At 62.2% G+C, this 20,881-nt stretch carries 16 protein-coding genes; 8 read left to right on the top strand and 8 right to left on the bottom strand.

The features are described 5' to 3' along the window. Nucleotides 1-206: 206 nt before the first annotated feature. Nucleotides 207-2,213 (bottom strand): methyl-accepting chemotaxis protein, encoded by a 2,007-nt coding sequence (locus tag PG897_RS07915; protein ID WP_270828850.1) that lies wholly within the window; start codon nt 2,211-2,213, stop codon nt 207-209. 193 nt (nt 2,214-2,406) lie between these two features. Beyond that, complete coding sequence (locus PG897_RS07910) at nt 2,407-3,702, bottom strand: amino acid permease (RefSeq protein ID WP_005299451.1); 1,296 nt, start codon at nt 3,700-3,702, stop codon at nt 2,407-2,409. 257 nt (nt 3,703-3,959) lie between these two features. On the opposite strand from PG897_RS07910, the gene PG897_RS07905 reads away from it, so the two are divergent. The 4 genes from PG897_RS07905 (at nt 3,960) to PG897_RS07890 (ending at nt 7,097) form a co-directional block, all read left to right on the top strand. Beyond that, entirely contained in the window at nt 3,960-4,343 is a 384-nt protein-coding gene (locus PG897_RS07905) for a Rid family detoxifying hydrolase (protein WP_005299455.1), read from the top strand. 22 nt (nt 4,344-4,365) lie between these two features. Then, entirely contained in the window at nt 4,366-5,655 is a 1,290-nt protein-coding gene (locus tag PG897_RS07900) for an L-cysteine desulfidase family protein (protein WP_024942224.1), read from the top strand. A gap of 58 nt (nt 5,656-5,713) precedes the next feature. Further along, nucleotides 5,714-6,367 (top strand): helix-turn-helix transcriptional regulator, encoded by a 654-nt coding sequence (locus tag PG897_RS07895; protein ID WP_005299461.1) that lies wholly within the window; start codon nt 5,714-5,716, stop codon nt 6,365-6,367. 142 nt (nt 6,368-6,509) lie between these two features. Continuing rightward, complete coding sequence (locus PG897_RS07890; RefSeq protein ID WP_024942223.1) at nt 6,510-7,097, top strand: histidine phosphatase family protein; 588 nt, start codon at nt 6,510-6,512, stop codon at nt 7,095-7,097. Nucleotides 7,098-7,146: 49 nt separating this feature from the next. Here PG897_RS07890 and PG897_RS07885 read toward each other — a convergent pair whose 3' ends face one another. Then, nucleotides 7,147-10,290, bottom strand: coding sequence for a DUF3427 domain-containing protein (locus tag PG897_RS07885; protein WP_024942222.1), 3,144 nt, complete (start codon nt 10,288-10,290; stop codon nt 7,147-7,149). A gap of 154 nt (nt 10,291-10,444) precedes the next feature. Between PG897_RS07885 and PG897_RS07880 the strand changes: the two genes are divergently transcribed. Both PG897_RS07880 and PG897_RS07875 read left to right on the top strand, forming a co-directional pair. Continuing rightward, nucleotides 10,445-10,912, top strand: a complete 468-nt coding sequence (locus tag PG897_RS07880; protein ID WP_017781761.1) for a hypothetical protein — start codon at nt 10,445-10,447, stop codon at nt 10,910-10,912. A gap of 153 nt (nt 10,913-11,065) precedes the next feature. Continuing rightward, nucleotides 11,066-11,434, top strand: coding sequence for a VOC family protein (locus tag PG897_RS07875; protein WP_005299484.1), 369 nt, complete (start codon nt 11,066-11,068; stop codon nt 11,432-11,434). Between the two features lie 114 nt (nt 11,435-11,548). Here the strand turns inward: PG897_RS07875 and PG897_RS07870 are convergent, their stop codons facing one another. After that, nucleotides 11,549-13,132 (bottom strand): alpha/beta hydrolase, encoded by a 1,584-nt coding sequence (locus PG897_RS07870; protein WP_024942221.1) that lies wholly within the window; start codon nt 13,130-13,132, stop codon nt 11,549-11,551. A gap of 471 nt (nt 13,133-13,603) precedes the next feature. Between PG897_RS07870 and rluF the strand changes: the two genes are divergently transcribed. Next, nucleotides 13,604-14,638, top strand: a complete 1,035-nt coding sequence (gene rluF, locus PG897_RS07865) for a 23S rRNA pseudouridine(2604) synthase RluF (protein ID WP_024942220.1) — start codon at nt 13,604-13,606, stop codon at nt 14,636-14,638. Nucleotides 14,639-14,715: 77 nt separating this feature from the next. Here rluF and PG897_RS07860 read toward each other — a convergent pair whose 3' ends face one another. The 3 genes from PG897_RS07860 to PG897_RS07850 all read right to left on the bottom strand — a co-directional run bounded on the left by PG897_RS07860 (nt 14,716) and on the right by PG897_RS07850 (nt 18,657). Then, nucleotides 14,716-16,596 carry an exotoxin A binding domain-containing protein gene (locus PG897_RS07860; RefSeq protein WP_201883028.1) on the bottom strand — a complete coding sequence of 627 codons (1,881 nt, stop codon included), beginning with the start codon at nt 16,594-16,596 and terminating at the stop codon, nt 14,716-14,718. A gap of 344 nt (nt 16,597-16,940) precedes the next feature. Beyond that, nucleotides 16,941-18,161 carry a cyanate transporter gene (locus PG897_RS07855; protein ID WP_201883026.1) on the bottom strand — a complete coding sequence of 407 codons (1,221 nt, stop codon included), beginning with the start codon at nt 18,159-18,161 and terminating at the stop codon, nt 16,941-16,943. Then, entirely contained in the window at nt 18,154-18,657 is a 504-nt protein-coding gene (locus tag PG897_RS07850; RefSeq protein ID WP_024942217.1) for a nucleoside deaminase, read from the bottom strand. The genes PG897_RS07855 and PG897_RS07850 overlap by 8 nt, the downstream gene beginning before the upstream one ends. Nucleotides 18,658-18,762: 105 nt before the next feature. Here PG897_RS07850 and PG897_RS07845 point away from each other — a divergent pair, with 105 nt between their 5' ends. Next, nucleotides 18,763-19,611: a LysR family transcriptional regulator gene (locus tag PG897_RS07845; RefSeq protein WP_024942216.1), complete on the top strand. Its 849-nt coding sequence runs from the start codon at nt 18,763-18,765 to the stop codon at nt 19,609-19,611. A gap of 22 nt (nt 19,612-19,633) precedes the next feature. Here the strand turns inward: PG897_RS07845 and PG897_RS07840 are convergent, their stop codons facing one another. Next, complete coding sequence (locus tag PG897_RS07840; protein WP_024942215.1) at nt 19,634-20,833, bottom strand: MFS transporter; 1,200 nt, start codon at nt 20,831-20,833, stop codon at nt 19,634-19,636. Nucleotides 20,834-20,881 lie beyond the last annotated feature (48 nt).

Here is a 20,881-nt window from a genome sequence, read left to right as displayed (position 1 = left end):
TCGGGCGTTGAACTGATCCCCGGGCCTGTGGCAGGCAAAAGGGTAACGTTCGAATCTTGTTGTGGCTGCAGATTACACCGCTTTCTTCTCATAGCACAATGGGTAGTCGATACTTTTTTCGCCAAGAAAAACAATGCGGCCCGGCCGCCTGAATTTGCAAAAAAAACCAGCCCGGCAAGGGGCTGGCGTGGGTGACGGGCGCCGGCTCAGAGCACGAAGCTTTGCACCATGGCACGCAGCTGCTCGGTGAGCTGGTGGATCTGGCGGGCGGCGTCGCGGGCCGCGTTGGCTACCTGCAGCGCCTCGTCGCTGCCATCGGAGATGCGCACCACGTTGCGCTCTATCTCGTTGACCACGGCCCCCTGCTGCTCGATGGCGCTGGCAATGACCGAGTTGGTGTCGACCATGCTGCCCACCCGCTCGGTGATGGCGCCAAAGGCCTGCTGGGCCTCCTGAGCGAGGCCGACCCCCTCCTGCGCCTCGCGGCTGGCGGCGGACATGGCGCTGACCGAGGCGCGGGCGCCGGTTTGCAGCTGCTCGATCATCTGCTGGATCTCGACCGTGGCCCCCTGGGTGCGACTGGCCAGCGAGCGCACCTCGTCGGCCACCACTGCGAAGCCGCGCCCCTGCTCGCCGGCGCGGGCCGCCTCGATGGCGGCGTTGAGGGCCAGCAGGTTGGTCTGCTCGGCGATGCCGCGGATCACCCCGATGACGCCACCAATCTGGCTGCACTGCTGCTCCAGCTGGCCGATGGCCTCGGCGGTGCGCAGCACCTCGCGGTTGATGTGGTCGATGGCGGTGATGGTTCGCTCGACCACTGCCTCGCCCTGACTCACCACGGCCTGCGCCTCCTGGGTCATGCGGGCGGCCTGCTGGGCGTTGCCCGCCATGTCGTGGGAGGTGGCGGCCAGCTCCTTGATGGCGGTGGCCACCTGGTGGGTCTCCCCTTGCTGATCGGCCATCACCTCCTGGGAGCGGCAGGTCCGCGCTTCGATTTCGGTGGCGCTCTCCACCACGTTGACGCCGTTCTCCCGCACCCGCAGCATCAGGGTGCGCAGGGTCTGCAGGGTCACGTTGTAATCCCGGCTGATGGCGGCCAGCTCATCCTGGCCGACGATTTCGATCTGCTGGCCGAGATCCTGGGCGTTGACCCGGGCGGCGATCTCCCGCACCCGGCCCACGGTGGCGCGCAAGGAGAGATAGGCGCCGATCATCAGGTAGAGATAGACCAGCAGGATGGCGGTCAGCGGCCCGGTTACCCACCAGAAGTGGCGCTGGTTGGCGGCCATGCGCTGGTGTAGATCCGCCTCCAGCCGCTGGCGTACCTGACCGGCCAGCGCCGTGATGGCGGCATCCAGCCCATCCCCCAGCGCCAGCACATCCTGGCTGGAGAGCTGCACCTGCTGATCCTTCATCATCTTGTTTTCCAGGGTGTCGACCCCCTGATGGGCCTGCTGCAGCAGGGCGTCGGTCTGCTGGCCCAGCTCGCTGCGATAGGTGGGCGCCATCTCGTAGAGCAGGGTCAGGTCGGCCTCCAGCTCCTGCAGGGTGGCGTTGATGAGGTCGAGGCGAAAGCGCAGCGCGCTATACCCTTGCGCCTGAAACAGGCCGAAGTCGGCGATGGTGGCGGCCCTGTCCCGCACCTGGGCCAGCAGGTCGCGCAGCTGCGGCAGCCGCTCGCTGGCGAGCACCACCATGTAGTAGGTGCCGAGCGCGGGATCCTGCACCAGGCTGCTGGCGGCGGTAATGCTCTTGTAGAGGTGGCGCACCTCGGTCAGCAGCTTGTCGTGGCGCAGGTTGCTCTGATCCACCTCGAGCCCGAGCGCCTCGTTTTGCAGGCCGGCCCAGCCCTGGGCGAGGGCATCAAAGGTGGGGTTTTGCTGTCCACTGGCGGCAAAGGCGGCCAGGCTCGCATCGACGGCTTGGGCTGCGGCCTTGACCTCCTCTTCGTCGACCGGATTCTGCTCATAGCCGTGCCGGGTGACCAGGTTGCGATGGCTCAGCAGGGCCTGCTCGATGGCGGGCAGCGGCGCCAGCTTGACTACGCCGGCCAGCTCCTTGCGGGCCTGGGCATTGTCGTCCTGCAGCCGACCCAGCAGGTTGGTCATGCTGTAGGCCAGCGGCAGCAGCATCAGGCATGACCAGAGCAAAAACTTGTACTTGAAGGAGAGCTGATTGCCGAGCCGGATGGCGGGCATGAATATCCATTTCATATGAAGCCTCGGGCCCCGAGGGGGGCGTGTAGCGGGATGGCTGGATATTACTCCTCGCCGGGGAGGCTCGGTTGGAAGGGCGGTGGAAGTTGTGATCCTCTTGGCTTTTTCACTCAGGAAGGGGGCTGAATGGGTCAAACAGGCGGGCCACCCTCAGGGTGGCCCGCCGCCGATGACACAGGGTGCCGGCAGATCAGTTGAAGGCGAGGAAGGGCGAGACGCAGAGCAGCAGACCGGTGACGATGATGATGTAGAGGGAGACCCCCTTGTACTTGTGCAGCGCTGGCACCTGATAGACCAGGTAGGCCGGGATGAGGCAACCCACCATGCCGAAGATGGGGCTGCAGATGGAGGTGAAGCTCAGCACCGGGGCATTGAGCACGATGGCTCCCCAGGAGAGCAGCACGGTGAACACCATGATCCCCTTGCCCACCAGCCCTTTGTTGATGCGATCTTCCGGCATCACCCGGCGCAGCAGGTTCATCGCCAGCCCCTGGCAGGCTTCACGAAAGCCCAGATAGACGCCGAAGTAGGCGGTCATCACCGCGAAGATGTTGAGGGTGAGGCTGAGCAGCTTGAGGGTCTGGCCCGGCATGCCCTGGGCCACCATGGCCAGCGCCGAGATATTCTCCTCGGAGGCCTTGACCGCCTGCTCGTGGCCCATGGCCAGGGTGAAGGAGACGGCGTAGAAGAACACCACCACGAACAGGATGCCGAAGGCGATGTTCATGGCGCGCATCGCCTTGAAGCGGGCCACTTCCAGGGATTTTTCCCGCGAGCGGTAGGAGATCACCATGGGGCTCAGGCTCTGGATGAAGAGAATGGAGGTGAGGGTAAAGGGGAGCATGACGATGGCATCCTTCAGCCAGTCACCGCTGGCCGGCATGGCGGTGATGTTGGCGGCATCCCACTTGCCCACCATCATCAGGCCGAGCACTGCCACCACGCTGATCTTGGTCAGCACCATGAAGGTGGAGATCTTGAACAGCAGGTTCTCGCCGCGCGAGGCCAGCGCCACCAGGGCGCAGATCAGCACCAGCCCGTAGAAGGGATTCTCGGAGAGCAGTTGCTGGGTGACCCCGAAGCTTTGCAGGAAGGAGGCGCTGTCATTGGTGATGGCGGTGGAGTAGACGAATACCCAGATCACCAGCATCACGAAGTAGAGGGCGCCGAGCAGCACGCCCCAGTTCTTGCCGAGGTAGCCACTGATGACGCTGGGGTAGTCCTTGCACTCGGGTGAGGTGGCCAGGGTATTGATGAAGAGGCGCTGGAACATGTACATGGCCGGGTAGCCGATCACCGCCGACAGCAGAAACACCCACAGCCCCATCAGTCCCACCTGCACCGGCAGGAAGACGATCCCCGCCCCGATGGCCATGCCGATGCTCATGATGACCCAGCCCCAGTCGGTGCTGTCAAAACGAACCGCTTCTTTCCATTCCAGCGTGCCCATCACGGGCCGGGTGAGTGTCGTACTGTGCGCGTCCATAAAATACCTTGTTTTTGTAGGGGTAAAAATCAAGTGCAAATATAGTTGAATGAAAAGTTGCGAAACAATGCCTTTTATCGCTCTTGTACCCAAAAAGGGAGGCTGATCACGCTTTCCATTTGCACTATTACCGAATTTATCGCTGTTTTTGCAGGTTTTTGTTGAATGAAATGATTAATGAGCAAATAATGTTGAACAAGACAAGACTGTTGATTACAAATGATTGCAAAAATAATTGCATTTTAAGGAGTGGCGATATGAAAAAGATCATAGTGGCGGATGCCGCACCCGATGCCATCGGTCCCTACAGCCATGGCACAGCCTATGGCGACCTCATCTTTACCTCTGGCCAGCTGCCGGTGTGCAAACAGCAGGGCGGCGTGGTGGAAGGGGGCATCGAGGCCCAGAGCCGTCAGGCGCTGGAGAACCTCAAGCATGTGTTGGAAGCCGCTGGCGGCAACCTGGATACCGTGCTCAAGACCACCTGCTATCTCGCCGAGATCAGTGATTTTGCCGCGTTCAACGAGGTTTATAAACGCTATTTCCTGAAAGATTGTCCGGCCCGCAGCTGCTTTGCCGTGAAGGATCTGCCGATGGGTGTCAGGGTTGAAGTGGAAGCGATCGCTCACATCGCTGGTTAATGTTGATAGAAAGGGTGTTCTGATGAAGCAAGCGTGGCAGCAGTATCTGCAGATTATTCAACAGGTTGTCAAACCGGCGCTGGGCTGTACCGAGCCCATCGCCGCCGCTTATGCCGCCGCCGTCGCCGCCCGGCAACTGGGCTGCAAGCCCGTCCGGCTGGAGGTGGTGGTGTCGGACAACCTCTACAAGAACTCCATGGGGGTCTATGTGCCGGGCACCGGCAAGATTGGGCTGGCCATTGCCGCTGCCGCCGGTGCTCTCGGCGGCAACGCCGAGGCCGGGCTGGAGGTGTTGGCCGCCATCACGCCGGCCCAGGTCGCAGAGGCGCAGGCGCTGATCGATGCAGGCCAGGTGCAGGTGAGCCGCACCTCGGCCCCCGAGTTCATCTATTGCCGGGTCCGCTTGTTAGGCCTTGATACAGAGGGCACCGAGCACAGCGCCGAGGTGACCCTGTGCGGCGGCCATACCCGCATCGTCGAGCAGCGCCGCAATGATGAAGTGACCTTCACGGCCGAGCAGGGCCAGGGCGGCGCCACCGGCGCCATCTGCGACGGGGTCGACATCAGCATCGCCGCCATTCATGAGTTCGCCACCCAAGTGGAGTTCGAGCAGATCCGCTTTATCCTGCAGGCCTCCGAGCTCAACGGCAAACTCTCCGACGAGGGGATGAACAACCCCTATGGCCTCGAGATCGGCCGCACCATGCAGCAGAACATCCAGGCCGGTCTCATCGGCGAGGACGTGATGAACCGCATCGTGATGCGCACCGCGGCGGCCTCCGATGCCCGCATGGGGGGCGCCAGCCTGCCGGCCATGAGCAACTTTGGCAGCGGCAACCAGGGCATCGCCGCCACCATCCCGGTGGTGGTCATCGCCGAGCGCTTTGGCGCCAGCGAAGAGCAGCTGGCCCGCGCCCTCATCATGAGCCACCTGGGGGCCATCTACATCAAGTCTCACTATCCGCCGCTGTCGGCCTTTTGTGGCAACACGGTCACCAGCGCGGCGGCGGCCATGGCCATGGTCTATCTGGCGGGCGGCAGTTTCGAGCAATCCTGCCACGCCATCCAGAACGTGCTGAGCGACAGCGCCGGCATGGTGTGCGACGGCGCCAAGGCCTCCTGCGCCATGAAGGTGAGCACCTCCTCCGGGGCGGCGGTGCGCGGCTTCCTGATGGCGCTCAACAGCCACGGGGTATCGGGGCTGGGGATCGTGGCGGGCAACGTGGAGCAGACCATTCGCAACGTGGGCCAGATGGTCAAAGACGGCATGTCTGCCACAGACAGCACCATTATTGATATCATGTCCGCCTGAGTGTCCCTGTCGGCTGCCGCCCTTGCCCGGGTCGGCGGCCCTTTTATAAGGTTTCAATGTGAAGCTGCAAGAGCTGAGTCAGACCGATTTCGAGATCCTCAAGGCGATGGAGATCATCGTGGACGGCATCGCCGCCATGTATGGTCAGCACACCGAGGTGCTGCTGCACAGCCTGGATGCGCGCAATCCGTCGATCATCAAGATTGCCAACGGCCATATCACCGGGCGCAGCGTCGGAGCCCCCATCACCAACCTGGCGATGATGAAACTCAAGAGCGGGCAGGATATCTCCAGCCCCTACATGACCAAGTGCGCCACCGGCAAGACGCTGCGCTCGCTCACCACCGTCATTCGCAATGGCGAGGGGCAGGCCATCGGTCTGCTCTGCATCAACACCGACATGGACGCCCCGCTGCAATCCGTGCTGCGCACCATGATGCCGGAGTGTCTGCATGGCCACGATGGTCACGCCACCCCTGAGGTGTTTGCCCGCAACATCGACGAGGCCCTCAACAGCACCATCGACACCGTCAGTGCCGAGGTGCGCGGCAACGAGGCGGTGCCCCCATCCCAGAAGACCCGGGTCATGGTCAACCAGCTGCATGAGCTCGGCATCTTCGAGCTCAAGGACAGCGCCCAGATAGCGGCTCGCCAGCTCGGCATCTCGGTTCACTCCATCTACCGCTATCTGCGGGAGATCAAGAAGGGCTGAGCACGGAGCCTGCCGGCATAAACGGGTCACCATTGACCCGTTTTGTTTTTTTCTTTCCCCCGTCTGTGCCTTGGCTGCCCCGGCACATCTGCTACCATGCCTCTCTTGTTTTTGTTATCTCGTTGAACCTGCTGGAGAAACCATGTCCCGTACCCTCTATCTGCTGCGCCACGGCCAGACCCGTTACAACGCCGAACTGCGACTGCAGGGGCGCTGCAACTCCGAACTGACCGCCAAGGGCGAAGCCCAAGCCCTCGCCATGGGGGCCCGTCTGGCCAAGCTGCTGGCCGAGCCCGCCGACTGGACCATTTACGCCAGCCCCCTCGGCCGGGCGCGCCAGACCGCGGAGCGAGTGTGCCAGCAGCTTGGCTTGGACCAAGCGCGTATCGTCTGGGACGAGCGGCTGGTGGAGTTGGGGATGGGGGAGTGGGAGAGCCGCCGGGTGCCCGAGCTGCTGGCGGCCCACCCCGAGCTCGATCTGGAGCAGCCAGACTGGTACCTGCAGGCCCCCGCGGGGGAGAGTTTTCAGAGCATTCAGGGGCGGGCGCTGAGCTGGCTGCAGGATGAGCACATCGCCGAGCGCGCCATCGTGGTCTCTCACGGGCTGTTTGGCGCCATGTTGCGCGGCGCCTATGCGGATTTGGACTACACCACCACCTGGCTGCAGGAACTGCCGCAGGATGCCTTCTTCAAACTGAGCGGCGGCCGCATCGAGCGGATCCCCTGCTGACCCCAACCAAAAGGGCTTGCCATTGGCGAGCCGTTTGTTGTTTAGTCGTTTAGCCAACGGCCAATTTTGCTGCATCCTTCCACATAAATGGCGGCATCGGGGTACTGAGACGCCATTTAATGTTCATCGGTTGGCTGCCAGTGTGGGATACGTACTCCACCTCACCAAAGTTCACAAAGCCAAGGGTGCGGCCAAATTCATCTTTGCTCTGCTCGCGGACGAACAGAAACAAGCGCTTACCCTCTGCTCTGTGGTTTATGTAACTCAGCCCCTTACCCCGTTCTGGGCGAGCGCTGTTTTGGCTCTGCCAATGAAACAGCGACTCGTTGATGGCGTAGTCGTGATAACGGGTAGTGGGGGAGAAGTGCTGTTCCGCTTTGTTCAAGGTCACGAACAGCAACTCGATATTTTGCTCTGCGATGACATACACCCCTTCGCGAGCCGTGGGTTGCTGCGCGAAGGTGGTCGCGCCAAAGCCAACCAGCACCTGCTCTCTGGCATAGCGAGCATGCAGTTGCAGCGGATTACCCGGAAGGTTTGGCATGGCGCTTTGTTCGTGTTGTACCCGGTTGACCAGCATGGGCAACAGATCTGCCAGCTCGGCCCTCAACTCTGGTTGATTGAGTTGTTTCAGGCTGTGCGCCAAGGAGCTAAAGCCTGCGTTGGGGCCGCTCTGTTGCCAGAAGTCGTAATGGCACATCAAGGCCATACGTTCATTGTGCTCAGGCGTTAAGGTAAAGGCGCTTTCCACCAAGGTTTGTAAGAAGTTCAAGTAATGGAGCGCATCACAACCCAATAGCCGGGTTCTGATAGCCCGGGTATAGAGGGTAGATAGCTTCTCATCGCTCATTTCAGAAACGGTGTGGTTGCGGGCCTGTCTGACCAAGGCGCTCCAGTTACCGCGTTTGTAGATCTCCTCAAGGCTGATGTGAGGGTAGAACTTCAAAAAATTCGCCAGTGTCAGCGGTAAATTGCAATCCTGTGAGAAACGGCGGATCAGGCCCATGAGGCGTGAGGTATTGAGAGTCGCCCTCTTGATATTGCTCAGAATTAACTCTTGGGTCTGTTTTGAGAGTTCGATGCGGCAGCCCAAGGGGGCGTGAGGGAAGCCTTGTTTGATCTCGTGGCTGATCGCCTTATTGGTTTTACCCACCAGTGCCCGGAATTTCTGGGCAAAGTCATACTCCGCATGGGCATTCCCAACAAAGTCCAACACGGTGCAGCACTCTTTATCGCTCGCCAGCCGCAGGCCCCGCCCTAATTGCTGCAAGAAAATGGTGAGGCTTTCCGTTGGTCGTAAAAACAGCAAGGTATCGACTTCCGGGATATCGACACCTTCGTTGAAGATGTCCACCACGCAGAGAATATTGATAACGCCGGTACGCAACTCCTGTTGTTTGCTATGCCGCTCGTCTCGGTTATCGCTGGTGAGGATGTCAGCCTTGATGCCCTTCAATAAAAATGCCTTGCACATAAAATCGGCATGTTCACGGCTAACACAAAATGCCAGCGCTTTGATCTTGGTAATATCGGTGACGATCTCATCGAGGCTCTGAACTATCTTCTGTACCCGCTGCTGATTGTGGGTATAGATATTGGTGAGCTCAGTGATGTCATAACGACCATTTTTCCAGGTCACTTGGCGCAAGTCAGTATCATCATCGATACCAAAATATTGGAACGGGCAGAGATGGCGACGATTGATGGCCTCTGGCAATCGGATCTCCGCTGCGATGACACCACAAAAATCAGCGAGAATATCGCTGCCATCATGGCGCTCTGGCGTTGCGGTTAATCCCAACAGAATGTGAGGTTCAAAGGCGGCGAGCAGACCACGATAGCTGACCGCAGCAATATGGTGAACCTCATCGATGACGATGTAATCGAAATAGTCTGGGCTAAGACGTAAATTAGCCAGCTGGTTATTCAATGATTGCACCGAGGCAAATAGTTGACGGTAGTGAGTAGGCACGGCACCGCCGACCAAGAGTTCGCCAAAATTGGATTGCTTGAGCACACCGCGGTACGAGGCTAATGCTTGGCGCAAGATCTCCTCTTTGTGGGCGACAAACAGGAACTTTGCGTCGGGTTTGGTTTTCAGAAAACGCGCAAAATCAAAAGCGGAGATCAGGGTTTTCCCTGTACCGGTGGCCGCCACCACCAAGTTACGAAAGCGCTGGTGTAAAGTGCGCTCCATCGCCAATTGCTCAAGGATCTCCTGTTGATGGGGAAACGGCGCGATATCAAAGAAATAGGCAGGGCTATTTTTGTCCCCATCGCCACGGGCCTCTTGCAGCGCATGCTGCAATTTTGTACGGCTTTCGAGCTTACCATCAAACAGCTCAAAATCATCGGACTCCCAATAGGTTTCAAAGGTACTCAGGGATTTATCGATAATATGAGGGATCTCTTGCGAGGTGATTTTTAGGTTCCACTCCAAGCCGCTGGTGAGGGCAGAATGAGAGAGGTTGGATGAACCTATATAGCCGGTATGAAAGCCGGTATTTCGGCAAAATAGATAACTTTTGGCATGCAACCGCTCGCGCTGGGTGTTATAGCTGAGTTTGACTTCGGTATTGGGGAGGCTGGCTAAAAATTCAACTGCCTTGGCGTCGGTTGCACCCATATAAGAGGTAGTAATTACTTTTAATTGGCGGCCGCTACAGGTGAACTCCTCCAGCTCATGACGGAAAATACGGATCCCTGCCCATTTGATAAATGAGACCAGCCAACAGATGCTATCTGCCGATAATATCTCCCGTTTAATCTCCGACTCCATCGACAAACCCGCATTGCTGCCGCAGAACAGCTCACTTTGCGTTAGACCGGTCAGAGGGAAAATATCCTCGGCATATTGCTTTAAATTGGCAGAGATGGGGTTATCCAACTGGTAGAGCGCCGTCAGAATTTTTCCCTGACTATCGATGAGGTTCTCGCCAATAAAGTCTGGATCTTGTGTGCGATCCTTTAGCCAAAGTAATAACTGGTTAGCCAGCTCAATCTGCCGTTGCAGCTGATCCTCTCCAGTTACCGAACCCACTGCATATTCCAAAACCCGGCTCAGAAATCGCGATAACCAGACTGCCGCTTCGGCAGGTTCAAGCTGGCGTTCCCCTACGTAAAAGCGCTCGCGGTCGAGTCGAGATGTCAGCAGTTGAGTAATGAGTTGTTCATAAATACCACATTGTTGCATCGAACACTGGCCTTGAACGTTGTACATGAGGGTGGCGAGAAGAGTATCATTTTTTCCAACCAAATCAGTAAGCTGTTGTCGCCTGTTACTCGTTTGAAAATTGCCCCGATTTTCCGTGATACAACTCGGCAGTGGTAACCACAAGGAGGTGGTGATGGATCCGGTTTCTTATCTTTTCTCGGCTTATCTCAATCTGGTACAGCAGCAGGTATCGGATATTTATGGCACTGAGCTCAAGTCGCTGGTGGTGGAGTATGAGGGGGAACAAATCCCCTTTGCCTTCCAGTTCTGGCAGCTGCAGCCGAAAAGCGTCTGCCGCAGCTACGAGCAGGATGCACGGCGCTTCAGCCAATGCACCGTCAAGGCGGCGGCGCTATTTGGCAAGCTGTGCGATCAGTTGTCCCGCCAGGACGACAGCCACTCGCAGCAGCCCCAGTATCGCGCTATGTACTGTGCCGCTTCAGTCAACTACCGCCCCATGATCGCCGACATTCGCGAGAGCAAACCGGATGCGGCCCGGCAGGCTGAGCGCGCCTGCAATCAGGCCATTCTGGCCGCGATGGACAGTGATGATGAAACCCTGCTGGCCCAGCGTGATCAGGCGTGTGGTACCCAACAGTGAAAGCCACCGCCGCCTTCACTCAGCTAGCGGCTCTGCTCGGCCATCTTTGCGCCATTCGGCACATTTGCCAGGTGGGCAATTGGGTATGATTAGGGGGCCCACAGGCCAGTCTGTCTGGCCAGCGCTATCGACACACATCAGCCAGGAGGGGACATGATCAGCCATATCGACCATCTGGTATTGACGGTCAGTGACATCGAGCGGGCCGTCGCGTTTTACAGCTCGGTGCTCAACATGGAAGCCATTACCTTTGGGGCGGGGCGCCGGGCCCTGCGCTTTGGCAACCAGAAGATCAATCTGCAACTGCTCGGGCAGGAGCCGCGCAACCGGGCGCAGGTGGGCTCGGGAGATCTCTGCCTCATCACCCGCTGGCCGCTGGAACAGGTCATCGCCCAGCTCCATTGCCACGGGGTGGAGATAGTGGAGGGGCCGGTAACCAAGAGCGGGGCCTGCGGCCCCATCGAGTCGGTCTACTGCCTGGATCCGGATCACAACCTGATTGAGATCAGCCGTTATCCCTGATGGCGCTTGGCATCGGGTGACGGCCGGTGGATGCCGCCCTGCCTGAGCAAGTACTGAGGGGGCCTACGTCAGCACCATACTGACGCACAGCCTCAACGGGCCCTGGCAAGGGCCCTAGAAGGGAGCCTCGCTCTCCTGCGCATCCTGTAGAAACTGTTCCCGCTCCGCCTGATAGGCGGCCTCGTCTTCGCTGTCCCAGACCGGGGTTGGCTGCTTGCCGGCCGGCGGTTGGGCAGGCGCTGTCAGCGTCTCTATCACCTTCTGCTGCAAATAGGGGTAGAAGGGGTTGGAGGAGGTGCGGGTGAGGGCGCCGGGGTTGACGATCAGCACCCCGCGCTCACCGCGCAGGGCCAACCCCCCCAAATTGATGCCGTATTGCTCACGCTGTTCGGGCCGTGGCGCCATGCCATAGAGGGGGTCATCCATCGGGAAGGGCAGGGCCACGTGGGAGAGGGAGTAGATCTCCCTGGGGTAGTCGATGTCGAGGGGCTGGATCTGCTCAGGCCCACCGCCGGCCGGCAAGCTGCTGGCCTGGGTGCGGGTGCTGGCGGGAGCCTGATTGCCCACCACCGTCAGCCGGTAGGAGAGCGGCGGGCGCGGCAGCAGGTGGCTCAGCGCCAGCTCGGAGGCGCTGCTCAACAGCGGGCCGAACAGGGTGCCGCGGTTGATGTCGAACAGTACCAGCTCGCTGCCATTGGCAGGCAGGAAGTGATAGAGATCGGCGATGATGGAGCGGGTACTGACGGTGTAGTCCATCACCGACTGGAAGGTGAGGGTGGGCGGGAAGGCCGCCAACTCGCCGCTGGCGGCCTGTTCACGCACCTGCTGCTGGATGGCGTGGGTCAGCCGGTAGGACTGGCGCGCGCCGTTGACCGGAAACGAGTTGTACTTGAAGGGATTGAACTCCGGCATGGTGTCGAGCCAGGCGGCGCTGGCAAAGGCGGGCAGCAGGGCGGGCACCGCCTTGAGGCCGGCGAAGCGGGCAAAGCGGGTCACCCCTATCATGGGGGAGATAAGTACCAGCCGATCGGGCCTTGCCAGTGCCCCTGTCTTGTCACCTTCCGCATCGAGCGCATATTTCACCGCCAGTGCGCCGCCGTTGGAAAACCCCACCAGATGCAGTGGCAGCGGGCTTGGCGCCAGTACCCTGGCCTCGCGCACCGCCAGCCGGGTGGCGGCCAGCCAGGTCTCCCAGTCGATGTCGACCAGCCCGGCCGGCACGGTACCGTGGCCCGGAATGCGCAGCCCCAGGGCGATGAAGCCCTGCTCGCGGTAGCGCTGGGCCAGGTGGCGCAGGCTGTAGGGGGAGTCGGTCAAACCGTGCAGGAACACCGCCACCCCTTTCACCTCGCCGCTCGGGCGCAGCAGATAGGAGCGGTTCCAGTCAGTCTCAAAATGAGCCGGATTGATGGGGGCATCCTGATAGTAGCGATTGCTGTCGAGCTGCTGCTCCGGCGGCGTTCTGGCGACTACCTCCCTGGTCACCAGCTCGAACAGCTGCTGTTCGTGGGCCAGATAGGCCTGCCAGTCGCTGCCATCGAGCTGCTCGGCGCTGAACTCGGGCGGCACCAGGGTGTGCCAGGGTTGCAGCGGTTCGGCCTGCCAGGCGAAGTAGGCGATCAGTGCCCAGCCGAGCAGCAGCAAGCCCAGCAGGCTGAGAAGAAGGCGGCGAACGAGGCGGCGGGTGCGAGCCAGCATGGCAGAGTCCTTGGCACTGATATAAAGAGGGGCGGCCCCGCGTCCACGGCAGCCGTACTAAAGCTCGAAAGCTGGCTTAAAGCCTAATGGAAACAAGATGATAAGTACAGGCAGCAGGCCGGGATGAGGTTGATGAGGGGCGCCAGGGGGTGAGGCATTGGGCATTGTCCTGGTGGGGATAAGGCGCTTTTGTGGCGGCACTTGCCGCCTGCGGCGCCGTTTATATGGAGACGCATTGCGCGCCGTTTTGGCGTGACGCGGCGCGCATTTTGCGGGAAGCGGGAGGGGGCGGGTGTAACTATCCTGCGTGTGCGGCAGAGCAATGTGCTAATGTGCCGGCGTTTTTTGCTGACAAGGCCGACCTAGGCCGGTTTTAAAGATGGAGTGATATGCACAATTTTGACCTGGTGAGCCGGCCATCCCGCGCTCTGATGAGACATGAGCAGGCCGTGGGCCGCTGGCAGGTGACCCATGCTGGCTGATGAATCCATGCGTCTGAACAAATACATCAGCGAGAGCGGCATCTGCTCGCGTCGCGAGGCCGATCGCTTCATCGAGCAGGGCTGTGTCTTCATCAACGGCAAACGGGCCGGGGTGGGGGATCAGGTGTTTGCCGGGGATCTGGTGAAGGTCAACGGCCAGGTGATCGAGCCGCGCGAGGCGGACAGCCTGGTCTTCATCGCCCTCAACAAGCCGGTGGGCATCGTCTCCACCACAGAGGCGGGCGAGAAGGACAACATCGTCGACTTCGTCAACCACAGTACCCGCATCTTTCCCATCGGCCGCCTCGACAAGGACTCCCAGGGGCTCATCTTCCTGACCAACCACGGCGATCTGGTCAACAAGATCCTGCGGGCGGGCAACGATCACGAGAAAGAGTATCTGGTGACCGTCGACAAGCCGGTAACCGACGACTTTATCAAAGGGATGGCGGCCGGGGTGCCGATCCTCGGCACCGTCACCAAGAAGTGCAAGGTGAAGAAAGAGGCGCCGTTCGTGTTTCGCATCACCCTGGTGCAGGGGCTGAACCGCCAGATCCGCCGCATGTGCGAGCACTTCGGCTTCGAGGTGACCAAGCTTGAGCGTATCCGCATCATGAACGTCAGCCTCAAGGGGCTGCCGGTGGGCGAGTGGCGCGATCTCGACGGTGACGAGCTGATCGAGCTGTTCAAGCTGATTGAGGACTCCTCCTCCGAGGTGAAACCGGCCAAAGGGGGCCAAGCTGCCGCCGGGCAGGGCGGTAAACCCAAGGCGTCCACCGCGCAAGCTGGCAAGTCGGCACCGGGCAAGAAGCCACGGCGCGACGACGATCACGAGATTGGCGGTCGCCCCAACGTGCCTGGCCCGGAGGCGTTCGAGAAACGGACCCCGGCAGGCAAGGGTGCTACGGGCAAAGGCGGCTTGGCAAAAGGGAGCGCAGGCAAAGGCGCCTCGAACAAGGGGGCCAAACCGGCCGCCGGCAAGCCGCGCGCCGGTCAGGGTGGGCGGCAGAAGAAGGGGCGCTAGGCGCCCTCTCACTCCCCCGCGTTGACAGTGAAAAACACCGGCTACAGGCCGGTGTTTTTGTATCTATGAACCGCGATTCAGAGGTCTTCGCGGGGCTGAGTGGTGTAATCAGGCAGGGTGCTGATGGCGCTCTCTTCCTGCGGCACGCTGGCAGGATCCAGATCGCCGCCGACATTGCGCGGATCGGTCGGTATGGTGGAGGGGATCACTACCGCTTGCTCCGCCAACCGCCAACCCAGAATGGTTTCCAGGCGTCCGCCCTCCTCTTCCGGTCCTGTGATGGCCTCCAGCTGCAGCGGCAGGGGGTGACCGATCAAGCGGCCGACCTCATCGACGGCGCCGGGATCGGCCAATGTCTGCTGGGTCGCGTAGAGGCGGGGCAGTGCGGCGCGCGGCACATACACCCGCAGCAGCACGCCATTGCGGATGCGGCCACGGGCATCCGCTTCCTGATCCTGAGCGTAACCGTAGGCGAGGGCCGGATCGCCGGCGACATAGAATCCTTGCCAGGGGGCAATGGAGGATTGATCCCGTTCATGCACCCCCTCAAACACTATGCTGTGGGCAGCTTCGAGGAAGGTGCCGTGATAACCGACGAAGAGATAACCGCGCGCCAGCAGCTGGCGATGGGCTTGCTCCAGGCGGGTCACCGACCAGTTGCGAGTACCGGCCGTGCTGAAGCTGACCTCGTCCCCGTCACCCAGGAAGCTGGCACCGTTCGGATAGTCCCGCTCCTGCAGGGCATCGGCGCTGTCGGCTGGCGCCAGGCAGTTGAGATCGGCGGCGGGGCAGGTGAGATTGACCACGTCAGCGCTGGCGGCCTGCTCTTGGCTATTGCCCGCCTGCTGGTGGCTGAAGGCATCGCTCTGGGCGGCCGCCATGCTCAGGGCCAGCCGTGCCTGGGTCGGGTTTTCTCGAATGGCTTGCGCCAGCTGCCCTCGTGGCGTTGAGCCATCCTCTGGCGTGGTATTGGCCAGCGCCTGGGTGATCACGGTATCAAGTTGGGACCATGGCAGGCGGGTCAGCAGATAGAGGGTGACGAGATTGTGGACCGGATAGCCGCACTGGCTGAGCTCTTCCCAGCCTCTGGGTTGACGGCTTCTGGCCAGGGATTCAAGGGGGATGGCGCAAACTTGATGAGTGGTGAGGGCCGCCAGACCGTCTCCCTTGGCAAAGTGCAGACGATGACTGATGGCGGTCGGCACGATATGGGTGTCGTGAGAGGCGGGTGCCCCGGCCAATACCCGGTAGACCTTGCCTTCCCAGGTATCACCCAGGTTGCAGGTACGCTGCGACAGGTAGTTGTAGACCGCATCCAGCGGATCCAGCAGGCACAGCACCTTGCCGGTATGCCACTCGCTCCAGCGCTTCTGACGGCTGTGCTGGGTGGGCGCCGCCACGAAGCCGACCCCAGCCGCACTGAGGGTAAGACTGCGATTGATCTCGTTGTTTTCCACGTGCCTGACGAAGAGTGTCGAGTTGCTGGCCATGGTGCGCAGCAGGTCGTCGCTCACTTCGATGCTGTAGATGGGGGAGATATGGCTCACCTCGGATCCTGCATCCAGCTCATGGAAGAAGACCTTGATGCTGGCGGGGGCATCGTCGCCGACGGGAACCAGCCAGTGCAGCGACCAGTTGCCGCGTCCCTGGCGAGTATAGCTGTAGGTGCGTGGGCCCTTGCCCGCGGTGGCGCTGGTCAGGGTGATGGTAGTGCCATCCGTGCGCAGGGTCAGCGCATTGCCGAGGGCCAGCTTGAGGCTGTCTCCACCTTCTTCCAATACCATGGAGTAGTGCAGTACCCCTGATCCCGCCTGGTCACCCAGCAGGCTGGCGACATCGAGCTGGCTGGCGCGCACCCCCTGGGCCAGATCCAGGGTGCAGCGGGTGGCGCACTCCTGCCACAGGTTGAATGACTCGTCGGCCATGACCGGTGAGATGGCACCGCCTAGCATGGCCAAGCCACCGAGTAGAGAAGCCCATTTTGTGTTTGTCTGCATGTGATTTCCTTTGTGTGATAGCAAAGCCACTGGCGCGTGGCGCTCTCCTCCCTGATGAATACCGCCTCTTCCCTGTCAGACGAAACGAGATTAATTCTCGTCTGAGTGCCTTACCTTAATGGGCTCATATGGCAGCACAACCCTCCATATGGGAAGATTTAATGTGTTACAAATCAAATGGATATGAAGTGATTTGCTGATGGTTTGCTCAGCTGGCCCGATACCGGAAAGCGAGCAAAGGATGGGAAGGAATAGCAGGGGGGTGAGCTTGCCTCCTCATTCGGGAAAGAGGAGGCAAGCACAGATCAGTTGATGGGGGCAGGAGCAGGAGAGGCTGTGGCCAGCTTCATGGCACGCGGGTAGCGGCGCGGATCCAGGCGCAGCACCAGCAGGCTCATCAACACCAGGCCGGCCAGCTGCCACTGCCAGGCGGCGGCGAAGTCACCGCTCAGGTGATGCAGGCGGGCCGCTACCCAGGGGCCGGTGGCCGCCAGCATGAAGCCGAACCCCTGCATCAGGGCGCTGAGGGTGCCGGCGCGGCGCGGATCCGGCAGGTGATCCAGCGCGATGACCATGATGAGGGAGAAGCTGCCGCCAAGCCCGGCGCCGCACAGCATGCACCAGAGGATGGGGGCGGCAGTCGGCGCCAGCCAGAGGCCGCCAAAGCCGGTCAGCTGCATGGCGATGGCCAATCCCATCCAGGGGCGCCGGTCGAGCCGGCGGGCGGCCAGCAGCGGCAGGCCGAGGCCGCTCACGGTCTGGGCCAGTGCCAGCCAGGCCACCAGCTCGCCTCCCTGTTGGGGGCTCCAGCCCTGTGCCATGTAGGCCGGCGCCAGCCAGGCCACGACGATGCCGTAACCGCTGTTGATGATGCCAAAGCAGCTTATCAGCAGCCAACTGCGGGGCAGGCTGATGAGGCGCTGCTCGCCACCGCCGGAGACCGCCACCGGCGCTGCGGGCAGCCGTACCCGCCAGCCGAGCCAGCCCATGGCCAGCAGCACCGGCAGGCTCCACAGCGCCAGCGCCTGGGACCAGTCGAGCCGGGCGGCGAGCTGCGGGGTGAGGCTGGCACCCAGCGCCCCGCCCCCCATCATGCAGGCCGAGAAGATGCCCATCACCAGCGGTACCTTCTGCGTGAACGCCTGCTTGATGAGGCCGGGCAGTACCCCCTGCACCAGGGCCGAGCCTAGCCCGCAGAGGGCGGCGCTGGCGATGAGCAGGGCGCCGCTGGCCGCCTCGAAGCGCATGGCGCTGCCCATTCCCAGCAGCAGCAGGGCCGCCCCCAGCAACTGGCGCGGCCCGCTGCGACTGCGCAGGGCCGGGGTGAGCAGCACGCCGCCACCGATGAGCCAGAGTGGCAGCAGGGTCAGCCAGGCCAGGGTGTCCATGCCAAGCCCGAGCGCCTCGGCAATGTCGCGGCTGAGAGGGCCGATGGCGGTGAGAAACGGCCGCAGGTTGAGCCCGATCAGGATCACCAGCACCAGCAGGGCCTGCTGCTGGCGCGTATCGATGCGGGCCTCAAGCATGACTTTGCGCACCATAGAGCTCGGCGGCGGCCAGCGGGCTCGGCAGCTTGATAAGCGGCAGGGGGGGCGGCGCGAGGGGCAGGCCCAGCTTGCGGTAGGCGGCAGTGCTGTCAAAGCCGAACGGGGCCGCATCCTCGTTATCGAAGGCGTAATAGACGGCGGCGATGCCGTTCATCACCAGGGCGCTCAGGCACATGGGGCAGGGGTGACCACTGGCGTAGACGATGGCGCCCGCCAGCGGCCCGACCTGGCTGGCCTGGCGCAGGGCTTCCAGTTCGGCGTGGCGGGTGGGGTCGCCATCCTGGTGCATGCCGTTGACGGCGCTGGTCACCAGCTGGTTGCCTTGTACCAGCAGGGCGGCAAAGGGTCTGCCTCCCTGCCGGCGGTTGTGGAGGGCCAGTTGCAACGCCTGCTCCAGCCACTCCTGATGAGTGGGGTTGGTGGTGAGCGAGGCGATCAGGCGTGAGCCGGCGGGTTCGGCAAGGGAGTGGGGCATGACGGATCCTCGAGGCAAGGGGAGGAGACCAGCCTAGCGGGGAAGCCAGCCATGGGGAAATTAAATGATAGAATGATATCCAGTGGTTTTGTAAATGGAGTCACCATGCTGGATCCCCTCTTGCTGCGCAGCTTTGTCGCCATCGTCGACAGCGGCAGTTTTACCCGCGCCGGTGAACGGGTGCACCTCACCCAGTCCACCATCAGCCAGCAGATGCGGCGGCTCGAACAGCAGCTCGGCTGCCCGCTGCTGGATCGCTCCGGTCGCCAGGTGGTGACCACGGCAGAGGGGGAGAAGCTGCTGGGGCTGGCCCGCAGCATCCTGGCCCTGCTGGCCCGGGCCGAGGAGCAGGTGGCCGAGGCCAGCCTGCAGCTGAGTCTGGGGGTACCGGAGGATTTTGCCGCCGGCGCCATCGCCCCTGTGCTGGCGGCCTTTGCCCGCGATTACCCGCAGGTGCGGCTGGAGGTGCACAGCGGCCTCAGCCACGAGATCTGGCAGCGTTTCGAGGCCGGCGAGCTGGACTTGGCGCTGGTCAAACAGGCGCGGGGACAGGGGGCGCCGTGCGCCTGCTGGCGCGAGCCGCTGGCCTGGGTCGACAGCCGTGCCTGGCCCGCCAGCGAGCGGGATCCCCTGCCACTGGTGGTGTTCCCGAGCGAAGGGCTCTATCGACGGCAGCTGACCGAGGTGCTCGATGGGATGGGGCGGCGCTGGCGCATCGCCTACGTCAGTGCCAGCCTGGCCAGTTTGCAGGGGGCGGTGAGCGCCGGGATCGGGGTCAGCCTGCTGCCCCGGCGCTTGCTGCAGCCGGATCAGCAGGAGCTGACCCACTGGCCGGCGGTGGCGGCGGTGGAGCTGGCGCTGCACCTGGGGGCGGAGCGCGGCGAGCCGCTCACGCGCCTCTGCGAGGCCCTCATCAGCCTGTGTGATCGGGTGATGGGGCCCGCTGAGCGGTGAGGGGACGCAGGCAGGGGCCTGCTTAGCTAACCTTGGTGCGCACGATGAGCAGGGTGATGAGCGCCAGGGTGAAGACGAGCGGAGCCCAGGCGCCGTGATGGCTCACCAGGGTGGCGCCGGCGGCAGCCCCCCCGGCCACCCCCTGCTGCAGGAAGCCGCACAGAGCCATGGCGTAGGCGCCGTGCTCGCGGCCATCGCTCACCGCCAGCGCCATGCTGTTGGGAAAGAGCACCGCCTGCCCGAAGATGATGAGGCAGTAGCAGGTCATCATGGCCACCAAGCCACCGCTGCCCTGCAGGGCGCCCAGAGCCCAGAGCAGCAGCATGCCGCCGGCCGCCAGCAGTATGAGCGCGGCCCCCTGGCGCATCAGCTGGCGGCCTCCCACCCTGGCGACCCGTCGGTTGACCGTCATGGCGCCGGCGAAGTAGGCGATACCGATCAGCAACCCCAGGCTGCCGAAGGTGGTGACCTCGAGGGCAAACCCCTGCTGCAGCACGAAGGGGCTCACCTCCTGCAGGGTCACCGTGATGGCAAAGCCGATGCCACCGGCGCAGGCCGGCCAGAAAAAGCCGGGGCGGCGCAGCAGGCTGGCGTAACGGGCCCACATGCCGCCGCCCGTCGCCGCCGGGTTGGGCCCCTGCAGCGGCAGGCTGCTCATCAAGAGCAGCGCCAGCACACCGACCCCGGCCATCAGCACGAATCCCAGCTGCCAATGGGCATAGCGGCTGATGAGGCCGCCTATCCACTGACCGCCGCCAAGGGCGGTGATAAAGGCGATGGAGAGCACCGAGAGGCGGCGCGCCAGCTCATCCCCGTGCCAGTGATCCCGCACCAGGATGCGGGCGATGATGGCCGCGCCGCCGGCTGCTACCCCTTGCAGGGTGCGCAGGATCAAGAGCAGCGGCCCCTGGCTGGTGGTGGCCAGCAGCAGGCTGAGGCCGACAAACAGCAGCAGTGACAGGGCGAGAGGCAACCGGCGACCGTAGCGATCGGCGGCGGCGCCCCAGAACAGCACCGGCAGGGCGGCGCCGATGACGAACAACGAGATGGAGAGCTCGGCCCCCTGCCGGGTCATGGCGAGATCTGTCATCACCACGGGCAGGGAGGGGAGGTAAACGGTGGTGGCCATCTGGGCCATGAAGACGATGAGGCAGGCCAGCGTCATGATGCGGGCGGAGCGGCTCCAGAGACCAGCCTGGTCGAGACATTCCTGGTTATCCATAACAACTCTCGGGCAGTAGGGGAGCCATATCCTTGCACCGCCCGTGCG

Source organism: Aeromonas sp. QDB20 (assembly GCF_027707805.1).
GTDB classification, from domain to species: Bacteria; Pseudomonadota; Gammaproteobacteria; order Enterobacterales; family Aeromonadaceae; genus Aeromonas; species Aeromonas dhakensis.
This window is presented reverse-complemented; position numbering and strand designations above follow the sequence as displayed.